15 protein-coding genes are annotated in these 16,466 nt (G+C 45.4%); 10 read left to right on the forward strand and 5 right to left on the reverse strand.

What is annotated here, in order from left to right; translation table 11 throughout:
- Positions 1-2: 2 nt before the first annotated feature.
- On the reverse strand, positions 3-554 hold the full coding sequence (locus RHEIN_RS06815) for a response regulator (RefSeq protein ID WP_040554676.1): 552 nt from the start codon (positions 552-554) through the stop codon (positions 3-5).
- A gap of 107 nt (positions 555-661) precedes the next feature.
- On the opposite strand from RHEIN_RS06815, the gene RHEIN_RS06820 reads away from it, so the two are divergent.
- Genes RHEIN_RS06820 through RHEIN_RS20340 form a run of 3 tightly spaced genes read left to right on the forward strand, consistent with a single transcriptional unit; the run spans position 662 to position 4,556 of the window.
- The gene (locus RHEIN_RS06820; protein WP_008898242.1) at positions 662-1,987 is read left to right on the forward strand and encodes an HD domain-containing phosphohydrolase; all 1,326 of its coding nucleotides are present in this window, start codon (positions 662-664) and stop codon (positions 1,985-1,987) included.
- 6 nt (positions 1,988-1,993) lie between these two features.
- Positions 1,994-3,169 carry an FIST signal transduction protein gene (locus RHEIN_RS06825; RefSeq protein ID WP_008898243.1) on the forward strand — a complete coding sequence of 392 codons (1,176 nt, stop codon included), beginning with the start codon at positions 1,994-1,996 and terminating at the stop codon, positions 3,167-3,169.
- Positions 3,156-4,556 (forward strand): sensor histidine kinase, encoded by a 1,401-nt coding sequence (locus tag RHEIN_RS20340; RefSeq protein ID WP_008898244.1) that lies wholly within the window; start codon positions 3,156-3,158, stop codon positions 4,554-4,556. Before RHEIN_RS06825 ends, RHEIN_RS20340 begins: the two co-directional genes overlap by 14 nt.
- 46 nt (positions 4,557-4,602) lie before the next feature.
- Here the strand turns inward: RHEIN_RS20340 and RHEIN_RS06835 are convergent, their stop codons facing one another.
- The 4 genes from RHEIN_RS06835 to wecA are packed head-to-tail and all read right to left on the reverse strand — an operon-like array spanning position 4,603 to position 9,184.
- Positions 4,603-5,781, reverse strand: coding sequence for a polysaccharide pyruvyl transferase family protein (locus RHEIN_RS06835; protein WP_008898245.1), 1,179 nt, complete (start codon positions 5,779-5,781; stop codon positions 4,603-4,605).
- Positions 5,774-6,811, reverse strand: a complete 1,038-nt coding sequence (locus RHEIN_RS06840) for a nitroreductase family protein (protein ID WP_008898246.1) — start codon at positions 6,809-6,811, stop codon at positions 5,774-5,776. The genes RHEIN_RS06835 and RHEIN_RS06840 overlap by 8 nt, the downstream gene beginning before the upstream one ends.
- Positions 6,808-8,124 carry a flippase gene (locus RHEIN_RS06845; RefSeq protein ID WP_008898247.1) on the reverse strand — a complete coding sequence of 439 codons (1,317 nt, stop codon included), beginning with the start codon at positions 8,122-8,124 and terminating at the stop codon, positions 6,808-6,810. The genes RHEIN_RS06840 and RHEIN_RS06845 overlap by 4 nt, the downstream gene beginning before the upstream one ends.
- Entirely contained in the window at positions 8,117-9,184 is a 1,068-nt protein-coding gene (gene wecA / locus RHEIN_RS06850) for a UDP-N-acetylglucosamine--undecaprenyl-phosphate N-acetylglucosaminephosphotransferase (RefSeq protein ID WP_008898248.1), read from the reverse strand. The genes RHEIN_RS06845 and wecA overlap by 8 nt, the downstream gene beginning before the upstream one ends.
- Before the next feature lie 305 nt (positions 9,185-9,489).
- Here wecA and RHEIN_RS06860 point away from each other — a divergent pair, with 305 nt between their 5' ends.
- The 7 genes from RHEIN_RS06860 (at position 9,490) to RHEIN_RS06890 (ending at position 16,414) form a co-directional block, all read left to right on the forward strand.
- Entirely contained in the window at positions 9,490-10,545 is a 1,056-nt protein-coding gene (locus tag RHEIN_RS06860; RefSeq protein ID WP_008898249.1) for a glycosyltransferase family 4 protein, read from the forward strand.
- A 17-nt stretch (positions 10,546-10,562) separates the two neighbouring features.
- Entirely contained in the window at positions 10,563-11,288 is a 726-nt protein-coding gene (locus RHEIN_RS06865) for a WecB/TagA/CpsF family glycosyltransferase (RefSeq protein WP_008898250.1), read from the forward strand.
- A gap of 53 nt (positions 11,289-11,341) precedes the next feature.
- Entirely contained in the window at positions 11,342-12,247 is a 906-nt protein-coding gene (locus RHEIN_RS06870) for a glycosyltransferase (RefSeq protein WP_008898251.1), read from the forward strand.
- Entirely contained in the window at positions 12,244-12,954 is a 711-nt protein-coding gene (locus RHEIN_RS06875; protein WP_008898252.1) for a hypothetical protein, read from the forward strand. The genes RHEIN_RS06870 and RHEIN_RS06875 overlap by 4 nt, the downstream gene beginning before the upstream one ends.
- Positions 12,942-14,246 (forward strand): O-antigen ligase family protein, encoded by a 1,305-nt coding sequence (locus RHEIN_RS06880; RefSeq protein WP_083826287.1) that lies wholly within the window; start codon positions 12,942-12,944, stop codon positions 14,244-14,246. Before RHEIN_RS06875 ends, RHEIN_RS06880 begins: the two co-directional genes overlap by 13 nt.
- Positions 14,233-15,498 (forward strand): lipopolysaccharide biosynthesis protein, encoded by a 1,266-nt coding sequence (locus RHEIN_RS06885; protein WP_008898254.1) that lies wholly within the window; start codon positions 14,233-14,235, stop codon positions 15,496-15,498. Before RHEIN_RS06880 ends, RHEIN_RS06885 begins: the two co-directional genes overlap by 14 nt.
- Positions 15,499-15,559: 61 nt before the next feature.
- Positions 15,560-16,414 (forward strand): hypothetical protein, encoded by an 855-nt coding sequence (locus tag RHEIN_RS06890; RefSeq protein WP_040554703.1) that lies wholly within the window; start codon positions 15,560-15,562, stop codon positions 16,412-16,414.
- The last annotated feature ends 52 nt before the right edge of the window (positions 16,415-16,466 follow it).

A 16,466-nucleotide genomic window follows, 5' to 3' on the forward strand; every position in this document is an offset into this window, starting at 1 on the left:
CCTTAGTGGAGTAACTGCGCTATCGCAGTGAGTAATAACGTATTGTCAAAAGGTTTTGCCAGAGTTGCATCAGCTCCGGCTGCTCTGGCTTTCTCTAGTTCAACCTGGGCTAAACCTGAAATAACCAGAATTTTTATGTGGTGAAGCTCTGGGCGCTGGCGAATAAATTTAAGGACTTCAAAACCATCCAGCCCTGGCATCTGCAAATCAAGTGTCATCACAGAAGGTTTATTTTCCAGCAGCATGACTCCAACCTGAAAACCATCTGCTGCCAACAGAACTTCATAACCTGAAGACTTCAGAACACGTTGTATAGCACGTTGATAAGCAACGTCATCATCAACAACCAAGACTGATGTGGCCTGGTTAAATTCAGCGGGGACTGGCATTTTTTGTTTTTGCAGAAACTCAATAAAGTCAGCCAATACCACTCTGTAATTACCTCTGCCCGGAAGTTTAAAGCCCTTCAGTTGTCCGCAGGCAATCCATCGGCTGACCGTGCGTTGATGCACATCACAATACTGGGCTATTTCGCCTGGCGTCAGAGTTTTCATGGTTGTTTTTTGACCTTATTCTTGCACTCAGACTGAATTTAGCATAAGTTTAAGCTAAATGCGACACAAGAGACAAATAAGACATTTGTCCTGTCCAAGGAGCCAGAATGAATGCTGATGAGCGACCAGTCGCAGCTCTGGAGATGAGTGCAGCAGTGCTTTGTGTTGACGACGACACCAGTACACTGAACGCTTTACAGCGTTTGTTGATGGCTGCGGGTTTAGGTGTTGTCACCGCAACCAATGGTAAACAAGCTCTTGCCCTGATGGAAAAGCAAGACTTTGCCGTTATCCTGACTGATATGAGAATGCCGGGCATGACAGGTGCAGAGTTTTTGCGACTGGCTGCACAACGGGCACCAGAGAGCCAGCGTTTGGTCTTAACTGGCTATGCAGATCTGGATTCAACCATAAATGCAATTAATCAGGGGCAAATCCAGCGTTATGTTCAAAAGCCATGGAATAACGACGAATTGCTGTTGTTGCTCAGAGACTCTGTTGAGAAGTATCAATTACTCAGACAAAACCGCGAGTTACAGCGCAAGCTCGCTTTACAAAACAATAGTCTCAAAGCCTTGAATCATCAGCTTGAACAGCATGTATCGAAGCGGACAGCGCAGTTACGTCAGGTATTGAAACAGCTTGAGCACGAGCACCAATCTTTATTGGATTTACTCTTTAACTTTATTAGCGTGAATCCACATTTAAACGGCCATTTCGCTCAGCATGTGGCAAGAACCTGTCATTTGTTGTGTTCTCATCTGGAATTGGATGAAAAGGAACAACAGCAGATAGTGATGGCGGGATTGTTGTCTCAGATTGGGTTATTAGGGATGGAACCTACACTGTATCGTAAAGCTTTTTTTGAGCTGGATGGAACAGAGCGTCAGCAATATGTCACACATCCGGCTATGGCTCAATTGATGCTGCTTCCGGCCAGTCATCTGGCTGTGATGTCGGATGCTATTTACCATCAGTATGAGCGCTACAACGGTTCAGGTAGTCCTGATCATTTGGTAGGTACTGATATACCGCTTGGCGCTAGAATTGTCGCTTTAGCCAGAGATTTTTGGTTGATGATAGAGCGGCAGGGGGCGCAACAAGACAATGCTTATGCAGCAGCATTGCAGCAGCTAAAAATGCAACAAGGCAGCTCTTACGATCCGGTACTGCTGAACATTTTGTCTGCTCTGCCGTGCGATGAATTATTTGGTTCGGAACTTATAGCCTCTTCTCATCTGCAGTTAAGTACTGATGAGTTGGAAGTGGGTATGCTGCTGGAGCGTCCTTTGTACAATGAAAACCGGATCCTGTTGCTGCCTCATGGTCATGTATTTTCGCTGAGCAGCGTAGCTAAATTGCGGCAGATTGAGCGTAATCGCCAGAAAAAATGGACGCTGCTGGTGTCTTCAGCCAAAGTAAGTTTGGAGTAAAAGCTGATGTTTGAAATAAAAACCGCATATAGCAAGGCTGATACAGCAGCAGAAATCTGGCAGGATTTACAGCAGCAACTAGATGAACAACACTTCCAGTTTGGTCTGATCATGGGGCATCACAGTAGGATCTCATTGCTTGGCGAATTGCCTTTGTGCCGTTATTCAGAGCAGTGGCTGGGCGGCAGTTCTTGTCTGGGCGTGATGACAGATCAAGGCGTTTTTTTGCAGCAGGATACAGTGGCGGTGCTAATGATCAAGGATCAGGGCGGCTATTATGGTAGCGGCAGTGCTGTGATTGAAAACTCAGATACAAGCAAAGCAACCACAGAAGCTCTGCTCAAAGCTCTGCAGCAGGCGGGGCGTCCTTATCAGGTGCCGGAACTTGTCTGGTGTATGCAACCTCCAGGCACTGAAGAGGCCGTATTACTGCAGATAGAGCAGGTTTTAGGAAAAAAAGTACCGGTTTATGGCGGTAGTAGTGCAGATGATGATGTGTCTGGCCACTGGTTGCAATTCGATGGGCATGGGATCCACCAGCAGGCCGTAGTGATTGCCGTGTTTTATCCCTCTGTGGCCATTAGTCATTTTTTTCATTCAGGCTATATACCAACAGAACATAAAGGCAAAGTGACTAAAGCTGAGGGGCGTTTATTGCAGGAAATTGATCATCAACCTGCTGTTGAGGTGTACAGTCGTTGGCTGAACAGACGCATCAATAATAATTATATGCAAGAAACGACCTTAAGTCCGTTGGGGGCGGTGATTACGCAAGAACAACTGGACCTGCCGTTGTATGTGTTGAGTTTACCCACAAACTTTCTTTCTGATGGCAGTATTGAGTTGTTTGCTGAAGTACAACAAGGTCAGGAGTTGTGTTTAATGACCAGTGAGGTGCCACGCCTTCTCAGCAGAACTGGTACTATGTGTGAATGTGCACGCTCAGTATTACCTCAACAGCGAGTCAGCGGAGGTATTATTATTTTTTGTGGTGCCTGCTTGCTCAGCATCAAAGATCAAATGTCTTTTGTCCATGACAATGTAAGGGTTGCGTTGGATGGAGCTCCTTTTTTGATTGCTTTTACCTTTGGTGAGCAAGGCTACGCAGTAGATCAAACCAACAGACATGGGAATTTGATGTACGCCACAGTGTTATTTGGAGAGACGGATGCCCAGCGTTGAAAAACTAATGGAGAAGGTAGTTGAGCTGACCTTTGAACGTGATAATGCACTACTTCATGTAAGGTTAAATCAGCTTTTACAGAAGGGATTAGATGCTATTTTAAGCTCTGATACTCTGGAAGATACTTTCTCTAAGTTTTTTGGGGTGATGGCTGAAGGCGTGAAGTTTGACAGTGCTGTTTTATTGCGCCTGGAATCAGGTCATTTTACGCTGATCGCCAGTCAAAATGCGTCTGACTGGCCACAACAGGCTGATTTGGGCTGTGACACTTTGGCTGCAGCACTGTCTGGCCGTCATGCCGTGCCTGTATTTAACTTATTACTGCTCCCAGAGTGGGGCCCACACATTATACATTGGTGGCCTCAAATTCACTCGGCTTTATTTCAGCGTATTCATACCCGTGATCAACAGTTCCTTTTGATCCTTGGCTCTGGATCTGTTGCAGCTTTTGGTCCGTCAGAAGAAAAAATTGTCGGCCAGTTTATCAGTTTTGTCGCCAGCACTATCGCCAGTGTTGAAAACAAAAAGCTGTATATGGTGTCGCAGTCTTTAAAAGAACGGCAACAACGCATAGAGCAAAGCCTGTTGCAATCAGAAAAGATGGCATCTCTGGGTCAGCTGGCGGCTGGCGTAGCACATGAACTGAATAACCCTATAGGTTATTTACTCAGCAACATTCATATGTTTCAGACTTACCTGACCATTTTTAAAAGCTTATTGCACAACTATCAGTTGTTGTGCGAAGAACATCAAAGTGAGCAGGTAAAGCTGCAGGCCAGACAGCAAATTAATGCTTTGTACCAAAAAGAGAATGTGGCTTTTCTACTGGAGGATAGTGACACCCTGATTGCAGATTCAGTGGAAGGTGCGATCAGAGTAAGAGATATAGTGCAGAGTTTGCGTCGTTTCTCTCATCCTGATACGGATCAAATTGAGCTGGTCAATTTGAACGATAGTATTGAATCGACAATTAAAATTATTAGCGGTGAGATAAAACACAGCCTGCTGTTGAAAAAGCAACTCTTTCCTGACGCTCTTTACGTAATGGGAAAATCAAATCAGATCAGTCAGGTTTTTCTGAACCTGATGATGAACGCCAGACAAGCCATTACACATGATCATGGTGAACTTGTGATTAGTTCGGGTATCCTGGGTGAAGAAGCATGGGTGGCGTTAGAAGATAATGGTACTGGCATAGCACCGCAGCATATGAGCAGACTGTTTGAGCCCTTTTTTACCACCAAAGATGTCGGTAAAGGCACTGGTCTTGGTTTATCTTTGTGCCACAGTATTATGCTGCAGCATAGCGGCCGTATTGAAGTACAGAGTGAGTTAGGGGTGTTCAGCCGTTTTACTTTATATTTTCCGTTGAGTCATCCGGCGTAAATAAAGCTCAGTATCTCTGACACTGAGCTTCTCAATAGACTTTAGTTTAACGGCCTAAATACTTATCTAAAGTTTTATATAAACATTGCCACATGGTTTGGTTTTTTTGTTTCAGTTTGGCTGCGTTGTCGGCCAGAAGAGGAGTAATTTGCTCTTGTTCTGCCAATAACTGACTGACTTTTTGAGTCAGGCTGACGGCTGAGAGTTTTTCCAGGCAGTAATCGGCCATACCAAAATCAGACATCATGGCGTGGTACTTATGGCTCCAGCTGGTTGCTATACAAGGCACACCCTGACTCAGTGCATTAATAGCACCGTGGAAACGTGAGCTGATGGTAATGGAACTTTGACCAATAAAAGCTTTGACTGCCAGCGGATCTTCAATCTGAATAATTTCACAAGGCGCTAAACGGGCAATTTCCTGACACAGCAGTTGATCCTCTTTGCCTTCGTGATTCACCAGTACTACAGCATAACCTAACTCTACCAGCTGGTTGGCCGCAGCAGCAAAAGCTTCGACATAGTTAGTGCGTTCGGCTTCGGCATTGGCGTGGTTAAACTTAGACACTACTTTGCTGTTAGGAATTAAAGCAGCAAATTTACCTTCAATTTCAGGCAGCGCTGTGGTGCTGTGGCCTTTTAAACCTACGGTAAAGTCCGGGGTTAATTTGACTGTGTCCGGCAGATTGGCTTCACAGCTTTGTAAATGGCTGAAGGACACCGGGTCGCGCACGTAAATCAGTGCTGCGTTGTGAATAATGTCACGCATGGCTGCTTTGCTTTCGTCGCTGCTAAAAGGGCCAAAGGCTTGAGGCATAAAGACAAAAGGTTTACCTGCCTCTTGAAAACGTTTGACTTCACGGGCTGTGTTTTGCAGAAACTTCAACGGCCACTGATCACCATAAGCAAAACCGCTGGCCTCTAAAATCACATCAACATCACGCTCTGTCACCATGCCATAACGTTTCATCAGATTACGCAATGAAGCGGGGAGTTTGCCAAACCATGGCGTTAAATCCAGACCTTTACGGCGGAATGACACCTTCTGCCATGCACCTAACAAAGCACGTTCACGATACGGCAAGTTAGGACCAGGCGATAACACCAGCTCTGTGTTGTTTAAGGTTTTTAAACCTTGTAAACAGGCAAGCAGCATCAGGTAAGCGCCTTTGTTGCGGAACTGGACGCCTTTAATTTCGACTAATAAGGCTTTTGATTCAGACATAAGTTAATAACTCCGTAGCAGTTTTCTTCTCGGAGTGAGGGATCAACGCCTGCGGATCAGGGTAACCCACAGCAATCAGCATCACGACTCGTTCGAAAGGTTGTAATTTCAGTAAGCGGCCAATTTTGGCTTCGTAGTTTTCGATATCAGGCCAGTTGATGGAGCACGAGGCCAGGCCCATAGTCTCCAATGCCAGCATCAATTGCATATTGGCTAAGCTGGCGTCGATATAAATCACGTGGCGGTCGCGCTCAAAAGGATAAGCACTTAAATCACCAACCACAGCAAGCAAGGCAGGAATGCCATTAGCATAACCCACAGTGCCCATTGGTAAGTTTGCTAACTTATTGAGCATCTCGCCTTCGGTGGCAGCTATATAACGAAAGGGCTGACGGTTACAGGCACTGGGTGCCTGAGCAGCAGCAGCAACTGCTTGCTCCAGAACGGCTTTAGGAACGCTCTGAGGTAAAAAAGTACGGACTGAACAGCGCTGCTGGCACAAAATTAAAAACTGCTCGTAGCTGATATCTGCTCTGGGTCTTTGTGCGTAAGGGGCTGGGGCTGAAGGGCTGCTTTGTGCTAAACGTGGTGCTATCTGGGCTTTTAAGGCGGAAAAAGTCACAGGTTGACTGGCACCTTCTGGCCACTCTGTCACCGAAAAATAGCTGTCCATCACATCGTGACAGTATTTCAGCAGTACTAAATCCAGGGCCTGATGATCGGCCAACAGGTTTTGTAATGCAGTTAAAGTTTCATCAATATAATCCAGCGCAAACAACGACTTGCGCGGCACCATGCTTAAACCTTTTTCCAGCCGGTGAATATTACGGCGTAAAATAACTGTCGCTATGCTGCTGCTTTCTTCGTGCAGATGATAGTGATGTCGGCCCGCCGCTGTGGCATGTTGCTCACGGCGAAAATGCGGGTTAAAAAATGCGTAATACAGCGTTGCCGCCAGACGGCTTTTGGCTGCGTAAGGTAACAAGACCTTATCGAGCTTTTGCCTGATTTGTTGGAGTTGTTTTTTCATACCGTCTCTTTCTCTACCACCACACCGGCCCTTTTTACCTTGATCAGTTGCCATAACTGACGACGGGTTCTGCCGGAAAAAAATAAAAAGAAAAATGAAGCGTAGGCATAGGAAATCAGCGTTGCCCAGGCTGCACCATCAATGCCCATAATGGGGATCAGCCACCAGTTCAGCAGCACGTTTAATACTGCACCTATGCCATGACTGGCCAGAGATAAAGGCTCCTGGCCGGTAATAATTAAATGTTGTCCTATCAGGTAACGGATAAAGATAAATACACCGGCCCAGATATGAATTTGCAGTACTGAAATACCTGCCTGAAACTTGTCACCAAAGATCAGTGGCACCAAAGGAGGAGCCACAATAAATATAACCACAGCTATGGTTAACGCCATTGCAAAAAAGTAACCCGTGTATTTGCGTAGCAATAATAAATAACCAGACCAACTGACCTGATGACTTTTTAACAGCTCAGGATAATAACGCACTGCTAAGGTTGCAGGTATCACATACCACAGCTCAGAAATGCGGCTGACAGCAGCGTAAACACCTGCGGCTTCAATATCAATCAGGCGTTCAATCATAATCAGATCAATACGCAGATAGACCACAGATAAAATACCAGAGACCCACAACCAGCTGGAGCGGTGCAATAACTCCTTGCCATGCTGCCAGTTAAACCAGGCCGGTGTTAAGCGACCAGAGTCTTTGTTGTGGCCTTTATAAATCTGATATTGCAGCAAACCTGTAGCTGCAAATTCTAAACCTACTACCCAGAATAAAGCGCCAATGCCTAAGCCATACCAAAGCACTGCCAATTTTGCGACCAGACCTATAATTCCCAGCCCCAGTTTGCTGTAGGCGAGGGTGCGGAAATGGCCTAAATAATTCTGGTGATATTCAAATAAAATAAAGGCATTAAACAACTGACCGACAAAAAGTACTGCAGCGCCAAGTTGATAAGGTTCAAATTCTGTTGGCAGATACCAGCTAAAACCAACAAACATTAAAGCAGCAAATACAAATCCTGCTATTAAACGAAGCCAGGTGGCAGTAAATAAGATCTGCTGGCCTGTGCGTGGGTCAGCGGCAGACTGCACTGACTTTTGCACCAGATTGTTTAATCCTAAGTTAGCTAAGGGCGCTAAAAATGCGCTCCAGGTCATGACGATAGCGTAATAACCTGTGGCTTCAGGCCCAAGCATACGCGCCACAATAATAGTGATTAAGGCGCCTGCGGCCAGCTTGACTAAACGTTCACCTAATAAAGCGACAGCTTTGGCTTTGGCAACTTTAATTAGAAACTTAACCACGTCGTTTCGCTTTGTAACGTTTTATAGCACGGGTGATGCGCCAAATATGCTGCAAAGTGTATGAATAAACACTGAACACTATCAGGAACAATAGCAACATAATTAAATCAGGCACCATCAGGTACTCACCAATAATACCCAAAGTAGCCAGCATACAGGAGAAACTACTGATCACTATTAAAGCCTGACGGGAATTTAAACCAAGACGCAGGAATATATGATGCAGGTGTTCACGGTCGGCCAGGAAGGGCGACTGGCCTTTACGAATACGGCGCAACATAATGGCCACCATATCCATCAGCGGCACTGCGATGACCCAAAGGGCTGTAACAGGCCGAAAACTGGCGCTGTCACTTTGGGTGCCGATGATCAGTAACCAGATGACTGTTAAACCAATCAGCATACTGCCGGCATCCCCCATAAAAATTTTACCTTTGCCTTTGCCAACCACATCCAGGTTAAACAGCAAATAAGGGATAAGCGCAAATACCAGCACCATAGGTAACACTGCATGCTCAAGCTGACCACCCATGCCCATCATCAAAGTGACAGAGACAAAAGTGACACCACTGAGCATACCGGCCAGACCGTCTATGCCGTCAATCATATTAAAGGCATTAATAGCAGCAATAACGGCAATCAAGGTAACAGGAATGCCGATATAGCCCAAAGTGACATCGCCCAAAGCAAACAAATTACCTAAATTACCTAAATGCAATTGCAGGCCATAGACCATAGCTGAGCCAATCAGCAACTGGACACAAAGCCGTAATTTGACGCTTAAATCCATAAAATCATCAAATACACCCAGAATGACAATAGTGCCGCCACAAAGCAGGTAGTAATAATGAATATCCTCCGGTAAACCAAACCAGGCTAACGTCAGGCCTACACCAGTAAATATAGAAATACCACCTATCAGTGGCACTGACCCCGTGTGTTGCTTACGGCCTGCAGGTTTGTCCACCAGTCCGACTTTGACAGACAAAGGGATCAGAATAAAAATGGCGGTCAGGGTAAGAACAAAAGTGGTAATAAACAGCTGCAGATGTTCTGTCATGTGGTTTCCATCGGCTTTTTGGCCTGAAATAATGCGAACTGGCTCAAACGAAATTGGGCTGATTATAGGTGAAGATAACAGGGCTGACTACGGCACTTCAGAGATAAAATTGAAAGGAATAACGACTTTGTCAGAAAATAATGCTCTAATTGTTATTTCTGTCACACTTGCAGTGACCGCATAAGGTACTAACCGATTTTTATGCTGTTAATCAAGACGTTGGCGAACCCTATTTATTAAGAAGAGCTCAGGTTTTTATGGTTTTTCCCCATCAGAATTTGTGCAGTTGACGCAGGATACCGGCTGTGACCAAAGCAGTATTGATTATCACCAATATGGGGCCTAAAGCCTCTGCACCTTTTCAGGGCCAGTTTGTAAAAAATCAGGTGCTGGCACTGCAACAGCATCAGGCTTTGGCTTATTTTTATATGAGCTGGCACAACGACAGCCTGCTCAATAAACTGCTGAAATACCCTGTACTCTTTTTACAGTTTTTCTGGTCTTATATTCTGAGTTTTAAAAGCTTTGACATTATTCATGTTCACTTTTTTTATCCAACTATCTGGCTGGCTCTGGCCTATAAATATTTGCGTAAACCTTCAGTAAAAATAGTAGTCACCTGCCATGGCAGCGATATTTATCACTATCAGCCTTTTAATGTTTTATACAGGTGGTGTTGTGGTGCTGTGGACCAATGGATTTTTACCAGTGAAAAACTTCAAAGCAAAGCTTTTACTGCAGCACCCAAGGCTGTTGTGTTGTCCGCTGGTATAGCTCAGGTGTATGCAGATGCAACACAACACAACAGAGCAGAAAAAGACATCGATCTGCTGTATGTCGGTGCATTGGATAAAAATAAAGGCATGGACAGGTTGATAGCCGTACTGCCGCAACTCAAAGATAAAACAATTTATGTGGTAGGCACTGGGCCTTATCAGGCGCAATTTGAGCAGTTAAAAAAAGACTACCCAAATTTACAGCTCGAAGCGGGCCAAAGTGCAGAACAATTAAAAGCCTTGTATCAGCGCAGCAAATGTTTTTTAAGTTTGTCGCGCAATGAATCTTTTGGCCTGGTGATGACAGAAGCCATGGCCTGTTATACACCAGTGATTGCGACTCTCACTGATGGTTCTGCAGAGCAGTTGGGGGCAGACTCATTTTGGGTGATAGATCAAACAGATGAACAAGCTTTGCAGCAAAACTTGCTAAAAAAAATTCAGCAGCTATTAAGTTTGTCAGACTCAGACTACACCGCATTACAGCAGTCTGCTCACCAGCATGCAAAAGACTGTCTGGTAGATGATGTAGCGGCAAAAATACAACAGTTGTATCAGGCGTTATGTCCTGAACAACGATCATAGAAAAGGTAATTATAAAGATGGCAATTCAACCTGAAGTGGTACCGGTAGGTGGCATTGGGGTGATGGCGTTCAGCGATATGGCTGAACTGGTTAATTACATTATTCAGGACGATGGTACTGTGTTTGCGGGTTCTGCTATTGCAATGAATCCGGAAAAAGTGATAGCGGCCAGTAAAAACCCTGAATTGATGAGCATTCTGAATAAGGCTGATATTCGTTATGCCGATGGCATGGGGGTAGTGAAAGTGATGCGGCGTAAATTAGGCCGCAAAGTTGAACGTATTCCAGGTTGTGAGTTGTGGCAGGCATTAATGGCTAAAGCAGCTGTGACTAAAACTCCGGTGTTTTTAGTAGGTGCCAAACCGCAGGTGATGGCTGAAACTGTGGAAAAACTGACAGCTATGGGCGTCAATGTGGTGGCATCGCAGGATGGTTATTTTAAAGATGAAAACGAACTGATCAGCCGTATAGCTCAAAGTGGTGCCCGTATAGTCACAGTGGCTATGGGATCGCCTAAACAAGAGATTTTTATTGGTAAATGCCAGCAGCAATTACCTGATGCCTATTATATGGGCGTGGGGGGGACCTATGATGTGTTCACCGGCCATGTGCAGCGAGCGCCAGCTTTGTGGTGTAAGTTACATTTAGAGTGGGCTTACCGACTCTTGTCTCAGCCGTCCCGTATTGGTCGTCAATCAAATCTGGTGACTTATGCCTGGTTATATCTGACGAATAAACTCTGATAAAAACGATTAAAACAAAAAGAATCATAAAGAGAATCACAGAGAGAAGCATAGTGCAGCAACAGTCCGATTTACCTTTGATCAGCGTCTATATGCCTACTTTTAACCGGGTAGCTATGGTGCAACGTGCCATTGCCTCAGTGCTGGTGCAGGATTACCCCAATCTTGAATTGCTGGTGGTGGACGATGCCTCCACAGACAGTACCTGGGAGACGTTAAACCGGGTTTATGCTGATGAACCCAGAGTGCGTCTGTTTCGTCAGGATAAGGGGCAGGGCGCTTGTGCGGCGCGCAATCTGGCGATAGCGCAAGCCAAAGGTGAGTTTGTCACTGGTCTGGATGATGATGATGAGTTTTTGCCGAATCGTCTGAGTTCCCTGTATCAGGCTTATGACGATCAGTATGCTTTTGTCTGTTCCAGTTATTTTTGGGATTACGGCACTATACGCAAGCAGCTGTACCCGGACTCTGCCATTGTGGGTTTAAATGAACTGCTGGATGCACATTGTTTATCCAATCAGGTGCTGGTAAAGCGCAGCCGTATGCTGGCGCAAGGTGGTTTTGATATAGGGCTTGCCGCTTTTCAGGATTACGATATGTGGATCCGCTTAGTGGCCGCATACGGCAAAGCGCTGCGTTTGGCTGAAGCCACTTATGTGGTGCATGTAGGGCATGAACTGGGCCGTATTACCACCTCACCAAAACGTTTGGCTGCACAAAGTTATTTTGTTGAAAAACATTTACCGCTGATGAATGAACGCAATATACAAAACCAGCACTTTTACCGTCTGGTCATGGAGCAGAAGCAACTTTCATTAGGGCGTTTACTGTTTTTCTGTCGTTATGGTTTATGGTCTACGAAGATCCGTTATTACCTGAAACAAAAATTGCAATGGGCGATTAAATTCCGCCAGCAGCTGTTAAGCAAAGGCATTAAAGGGTTGTTTTCGAAAAAATGAGTCAGAATTTATTAGCCCACGCCAATTTTGTTAGCCTGAGCGCAGTTTTGCTCAAACGTTTTTGGCTGCTGTTACTGGCTGCTGCAGTCTTAGGTGCGGCTGCTTTGTATATAGTGCAACTCAGCACTGCCCTGCGGTTTCAGGCGACAGCTGTTGTGACTTTAACCGACTGGCAAACCGAACGTTTAACCCGACGTGATGATCCAAACGATAAAAATCCGGCCAATGTAGGTGGCGCTTCAGCGGATGCCATGTCCAGAGCTTTGTTGTGGTTAAAAGCCCCTGACTTTTTTCAGTCACTGGCCCGTTCTGCCAATGCACAGCAGTTGAGTGTAGACCACAAAAGACGTGGCAATCTGGTGACTTTAAAGTGGAGCAGCAACTCAGCAGCCAATGCTGAAACTGAATTGGCTTTGGTGCTCAGACTCTGGGACCAGCGTTGGCGCCAGCAGTTTATTCAGCAAAAACAACAAGAATTAGCGACCTTACAACAACTGCCGGTTACGGATCTGGCGCAACAACAACAACAGCGCACACAATACGAGCTGGACTACGCGAAAAAAGCTCAGCCTTTTGCATTACAGCAATTAGAAGGTCCAAAAGCACCAAAACAAAGTGAGCGTCCAGCCTTGTGGCTGATGTTATTGTTTGGTGCATTTTTGGGTTTTAGCTGTGCTTTTATTGTGTTGATGTTATGGCGGCTTTAATGCGCTTGTCTGCTTATTTCCAGCAGGTGTTACCTCTGGATAAACTGATCCTGTTATTGTGCAGCTGCTATTTGCTTATCGATGCCTGTAATGGCTTTTTACTGAATCAGTTTGGTCGCAGTTTTGGCTTATCTGCGCTGTATAAACTCTTGATCCTGATTCTGATGTTGAGCTGCCTGAGCCTGCGGACTGCAAAGGCTTTTTTGCTGTTTCCGGCACTCTTTGTGCTGTTGGTGCCTGGCCCATTTTATAGCTGGCTGCAATTGGGCGGTACTTTAGCGGCAGATATGGGCTTGATGCTCAAACTGATTTCACCTTTTATCGCCTTTTATTACCTGCTGAGTCTGGCCCGGCTGGATAAAGCTTTTGCGCTGCAATCCATGCACCGGGTTTTTGTAATCAACTATCTGATTGTATTGGTTAATTTTACTTTTGGCGCTTTAGGTTATGGTTATACCTCCTATTTACCTCAAGCCCATCTGGCCCAGGTCGATTTGGGCAGTAAAGGCTTTTTTAATGCCGCCAATGAGCTGTCTGTGGTGCTTTTGGTGTTATCAGCCTGGTTATTGCAGTACTACTGGCGACAACAAAAACTGATTTTCCTGGCTGTGGCCGCAAGTTCGCTCTGGTGCGCCAGTTTGATGCTGACCAAAACGGGTTTGCTTGGAACCATTATTTTGGTGCTGTTGATCCCGCTGATGCCGGTTCTTCTCCGCCTGAACTGGTCGCGTCTGGCGCTGCTGATATTCTTGTTGATGGTCACTGTCATCCTACTGATTTGGCAAGCCCCCTTGTTGTTAACTCATTTGGGGCTGGCTGAGAAATTACAGCATATCTACCAGCAGCAAGGTTTACTTGGTGTTTTGTTATCTAACCGTGATAAATACGCGGCAGAGATCTGGCAGATGGCCAGTTTTTACTACAGCGACAGTCACAGGTTTTTTGGCATAGGGCTTATTGGTGTATCAGAACATTTATGGAAGTACTGGGCTGAGTCGGATCCTTTTGATTTATTGATCTTTTATGGTGTGGCTGGTTTGATGTTTTTCTTGTGGATTTTTACAGGTTTTATTGCTCAGAATTTAAAGTTGTGCCGGCTTTTTTCCAGCGAATTAGCTGCTACTCTGGTGTTGTTAAATCTATTATTGTTATTCGTGTCCTGTATCGCGGGTCATGTGATTAGCTCCGGCATGTTGTGGCCTGTTTGGGGTTTTATTAACGCAGCGGCTTTGATCCATTGCTCTGTTGATACAACAGCAAAAAAGACGGAGTCTCTGCATGTTACGCAGTGATTTTGCGCAAAAACTGCTGAATAATAGTCTGGCTCATGGTCTGAACTTCGGCTCGCGCTGGCTGCTGAATCTGGTGGTGGCGCGACAACTGCTGGCCACTGACTTTGGTGTCTTCAGTTATGTCTATATGCTGGCCAATTTGTTTTTCCCTACCATAGCTTTTGGCGTCAGCTTTTACCTGATCCATTATTCAGCGAGACAGCAACACATCAGCTTGTTGTTTAACAGCCTGGTGCTGAGTTTTATGGTGTTTTTGTTGTTATGCCTCGGCGTCGTCGCTATCGACTATTGGATCAACGACAGCGTGCCTTATTACCTGTACCTGCTGAGTTTACTGATAGGCCTGGTTTGGGCTGTCAGTCAGGCGATATTTTGTTATCTCAAAGGCCGGCAGCAGTTTTTTGTCGAAGTAAAATCACAGTTTGTTGGCGCTCTGAGTTTGCTGGTGGTGGTGGGTTTGCTATTCGGCAAAGTGATCACTGAACTGGACGCTATGCTCGAAGCTGTGCTGGTTGCGAGTGTATTGCCTGTGCTGATGGGATTGAATGTGCTCTGGCCTGAGCTGAAAGCTGGTGTTGGCCCTTATCTGCGTAATTTCAGCCACTACTTTGGCTGGCAGGATATAAGGCAGCGTTTGCATTTTGCTTTGCATGATGTTTTTGCCATTATTATGAGCAATATTCCTTTTATTTTTCTGGCGTTATTCAGCACCTTACTGGCGCTTGGACAGTTCAGAAAACTCTTTATTTTGTTTATGCCTATTACCTTATTGCCGGTGATTTTTTCGCAGGTGTTTTTAAGTCGTTTAAGCCGTCTGACGGATCTGGGCACTAAGTTGCAGTTTTTCCGTAAGGTATTCCTCTTTACTTTACCGCTATTGTCTTTGCCTTATGTGTTGATGTGGCCAGTAGGAGATTGGTTGTATCAGCAGTCCTTTAATGAAACTTTGGATCCGGAACATCTGTTGATGTTGCATCTGGTATTAGCGACGTTGTGGATCACCTTGCTGAAAACCTATTTTGAAGTGCTGCTGACTTCATTAGGAGCCAACCACTATAAAGCCATGCTGGTCACTTTCGCTGTGGTGTTCACGGCGCTGACTTACTGCTGGTTTAACTATCAGTTGACAGTCGAATTAACTGCCTGGTTGTTTCTTGCAGGGAATCTTTTGATTACTTTACTGCTGGCGACTGCTTGTCTTTGGCAAATAAGGCTTCAACAAAAAGGTCCAACGCAAAGTAAGGCTGGTTAAGTAACAGCTTGGCTTGTGCTATGGTTAACTTCAGATCTGTTGAAATATCGATGGGGTGGCTGTGTATAAAATTGTGATCATCGCAGCCTTGTTCTGCTGTCAGAGTCTTGGTGCCGCACAAATAACCTGGCTCAAAACAGACTGGCCGCCTCATCAAATCACCACTGGTGTTTATCAGGATCAGGGCACTTTTGATGTGCTGCACAAGTTGTTGATCACAGAACTGCCGCATCTGACCCACCAGACCAAAGTGGTTAATTTGCCCAGACTGGAACAGGCTTTTCTGCAAAATAAGTACAGTGTGTGTACCTTTGGTTCTATTTTCACCGAAAAAAGAGCACAGACCCGTTGGTATTCTAAGGCTGTGACTGTACTTCCGGGTTTAGCTGTGCATTTCCGGACTTCTGCGGTAGTGCAACAGCATGTTGCCATGCAGGACGACGGCAGTATAGATATGCGTCAACTGGCACAAGATAAAACACTGCTTGGTGCTTATCAGCCCAACCGTTTTTATCCGGCCTCTGTGATGGATGCGACTCAATACGCTAACTTTATTCCTCATGAGTTTACCAGCGAGGTAAATGCTGCTGCACTGCTGTTATCAAAGCGGGTTGACTATGTGGTGGAATATCCGGAGCGCATGGCGTTTTATCTGAAAGATTACCCACAAAAAGTGCAGATCCAAAGCAGGGCAGTAGAGGATGCTTCACCTTTTGTGGTGTCGCACATCACCTGTAACAAAAGTCCGAAAGGGCAGCAGTTGATCGCTGAGATAAACAAAGCACTGAGGCTGTTGTGGCAAAAACCAGAATACAAAACGGCGATGTTCAGTTGGGTGGATGAAGACAACATCACCAGACTGGAAAAGATTTATCAGGATTTTCAGCAAGGGTCTGCGGCAAAAACTAAACCTTAAGTGTTAGCTCCAGCATCCAATTGCACAACATAAAAGGCCGGTGATAGCACCG

The sequence above is a fragment of the Rheinheimera sp. A13L genome (genome assembly GCF_000217935.1).
Taxonomy (GTDB): domain Bacteria; phylum Pseudomonadota; class Gammaproteobacteria; order Enterobacterales; family Alteromonadaceae; genus Pararheinheimera.

What these genes read in the sequence shown, in the direction of transcription:
- RHEIN_RS06865 (WP_008898250.1), top strand. Translation starts at nt 10,563, where the DNA reads ATGGCAATTCAACCTGAAGTGGTACCGGTAGGTGGCATTGGGGTGATG.
- RHEIN_RS20340 (WP_008898244.1), top strand. Translation starts at nt 3,156, where the DNA reads ATGCCCAGCGTTGAAAAACTAATGGAGAAGGTAGTTGAGCTGACCTTT.
- RHEIN_RS06880 (WP_083826287.1), top strand. Translation starts at nt 12,942, where the DNA reads ATGGCGGCTTTAATGCGCTTGTCTGCTTATTTCCAGCAGGTGTTACCT.
- wecA (WP_008898248.1), bottom strand. Translation starts at nt 9,184, where the DNA reads ATGACAGAACATCTGCAGCTGTTTATTACCACTTTTGTTCTTACCCTG.
- RHEIN_RS06885 (WP_008898254.1), top strand. Translation starts at nt 14,233, where the DNA reads ATGTTACGCAGTGATTTTGCGCAAAAACTGCTGAATAATAGTCTGGCT.
- RHEIN_RS06840 (WP_008898246.1), bottom strand. Translation starts at nt 6,811, where the DNA reads ATGAAAAAACAACTCCAACAAATCAGGCAAAAGCTCGATAAGGTCTTG.
- RHEIN_RS06825 (WP_008898243.1), top strand. Translation starts at nt 1,994, where the DNA reads ATGTTTGAAATAAAAACCGCATATAGCAAGGCTGATACAGCAGCAGAA.
- RHEIN_RS06820 (WP_008898242.1), top strand. Translation starts at nt 662, where the DNA reads ATGAATGCTGATGAGCGACCAGTCGCAGCTCTGGAGATGAGTGCAGCA.
- RHEIN_RS06875 (WP_008898252.1), top strand. Translation starts at nt 12,244, where the DNA reads ATGAGTCAGAATTTATTAGCCCACGCCAATTTTGTTAGCCTGAGCGCA.
- RHEIN_RS06835 (WP_008898245.1), bottom strand. Translation starts at nt 5,781, where the DNA reads ATGTCTGAATCAAAAGCCTTATTAGTCGAAATTAAAGGCGTCCAGTTC.
- RHEIN_RS06815 (WP_040554676.1), bottom strand. Translation starts at nt 554, where the DNA reads ATGAAAACTCTGACGCCAGGCGAAATAGCCCAGTATTGTGATGTGCAT.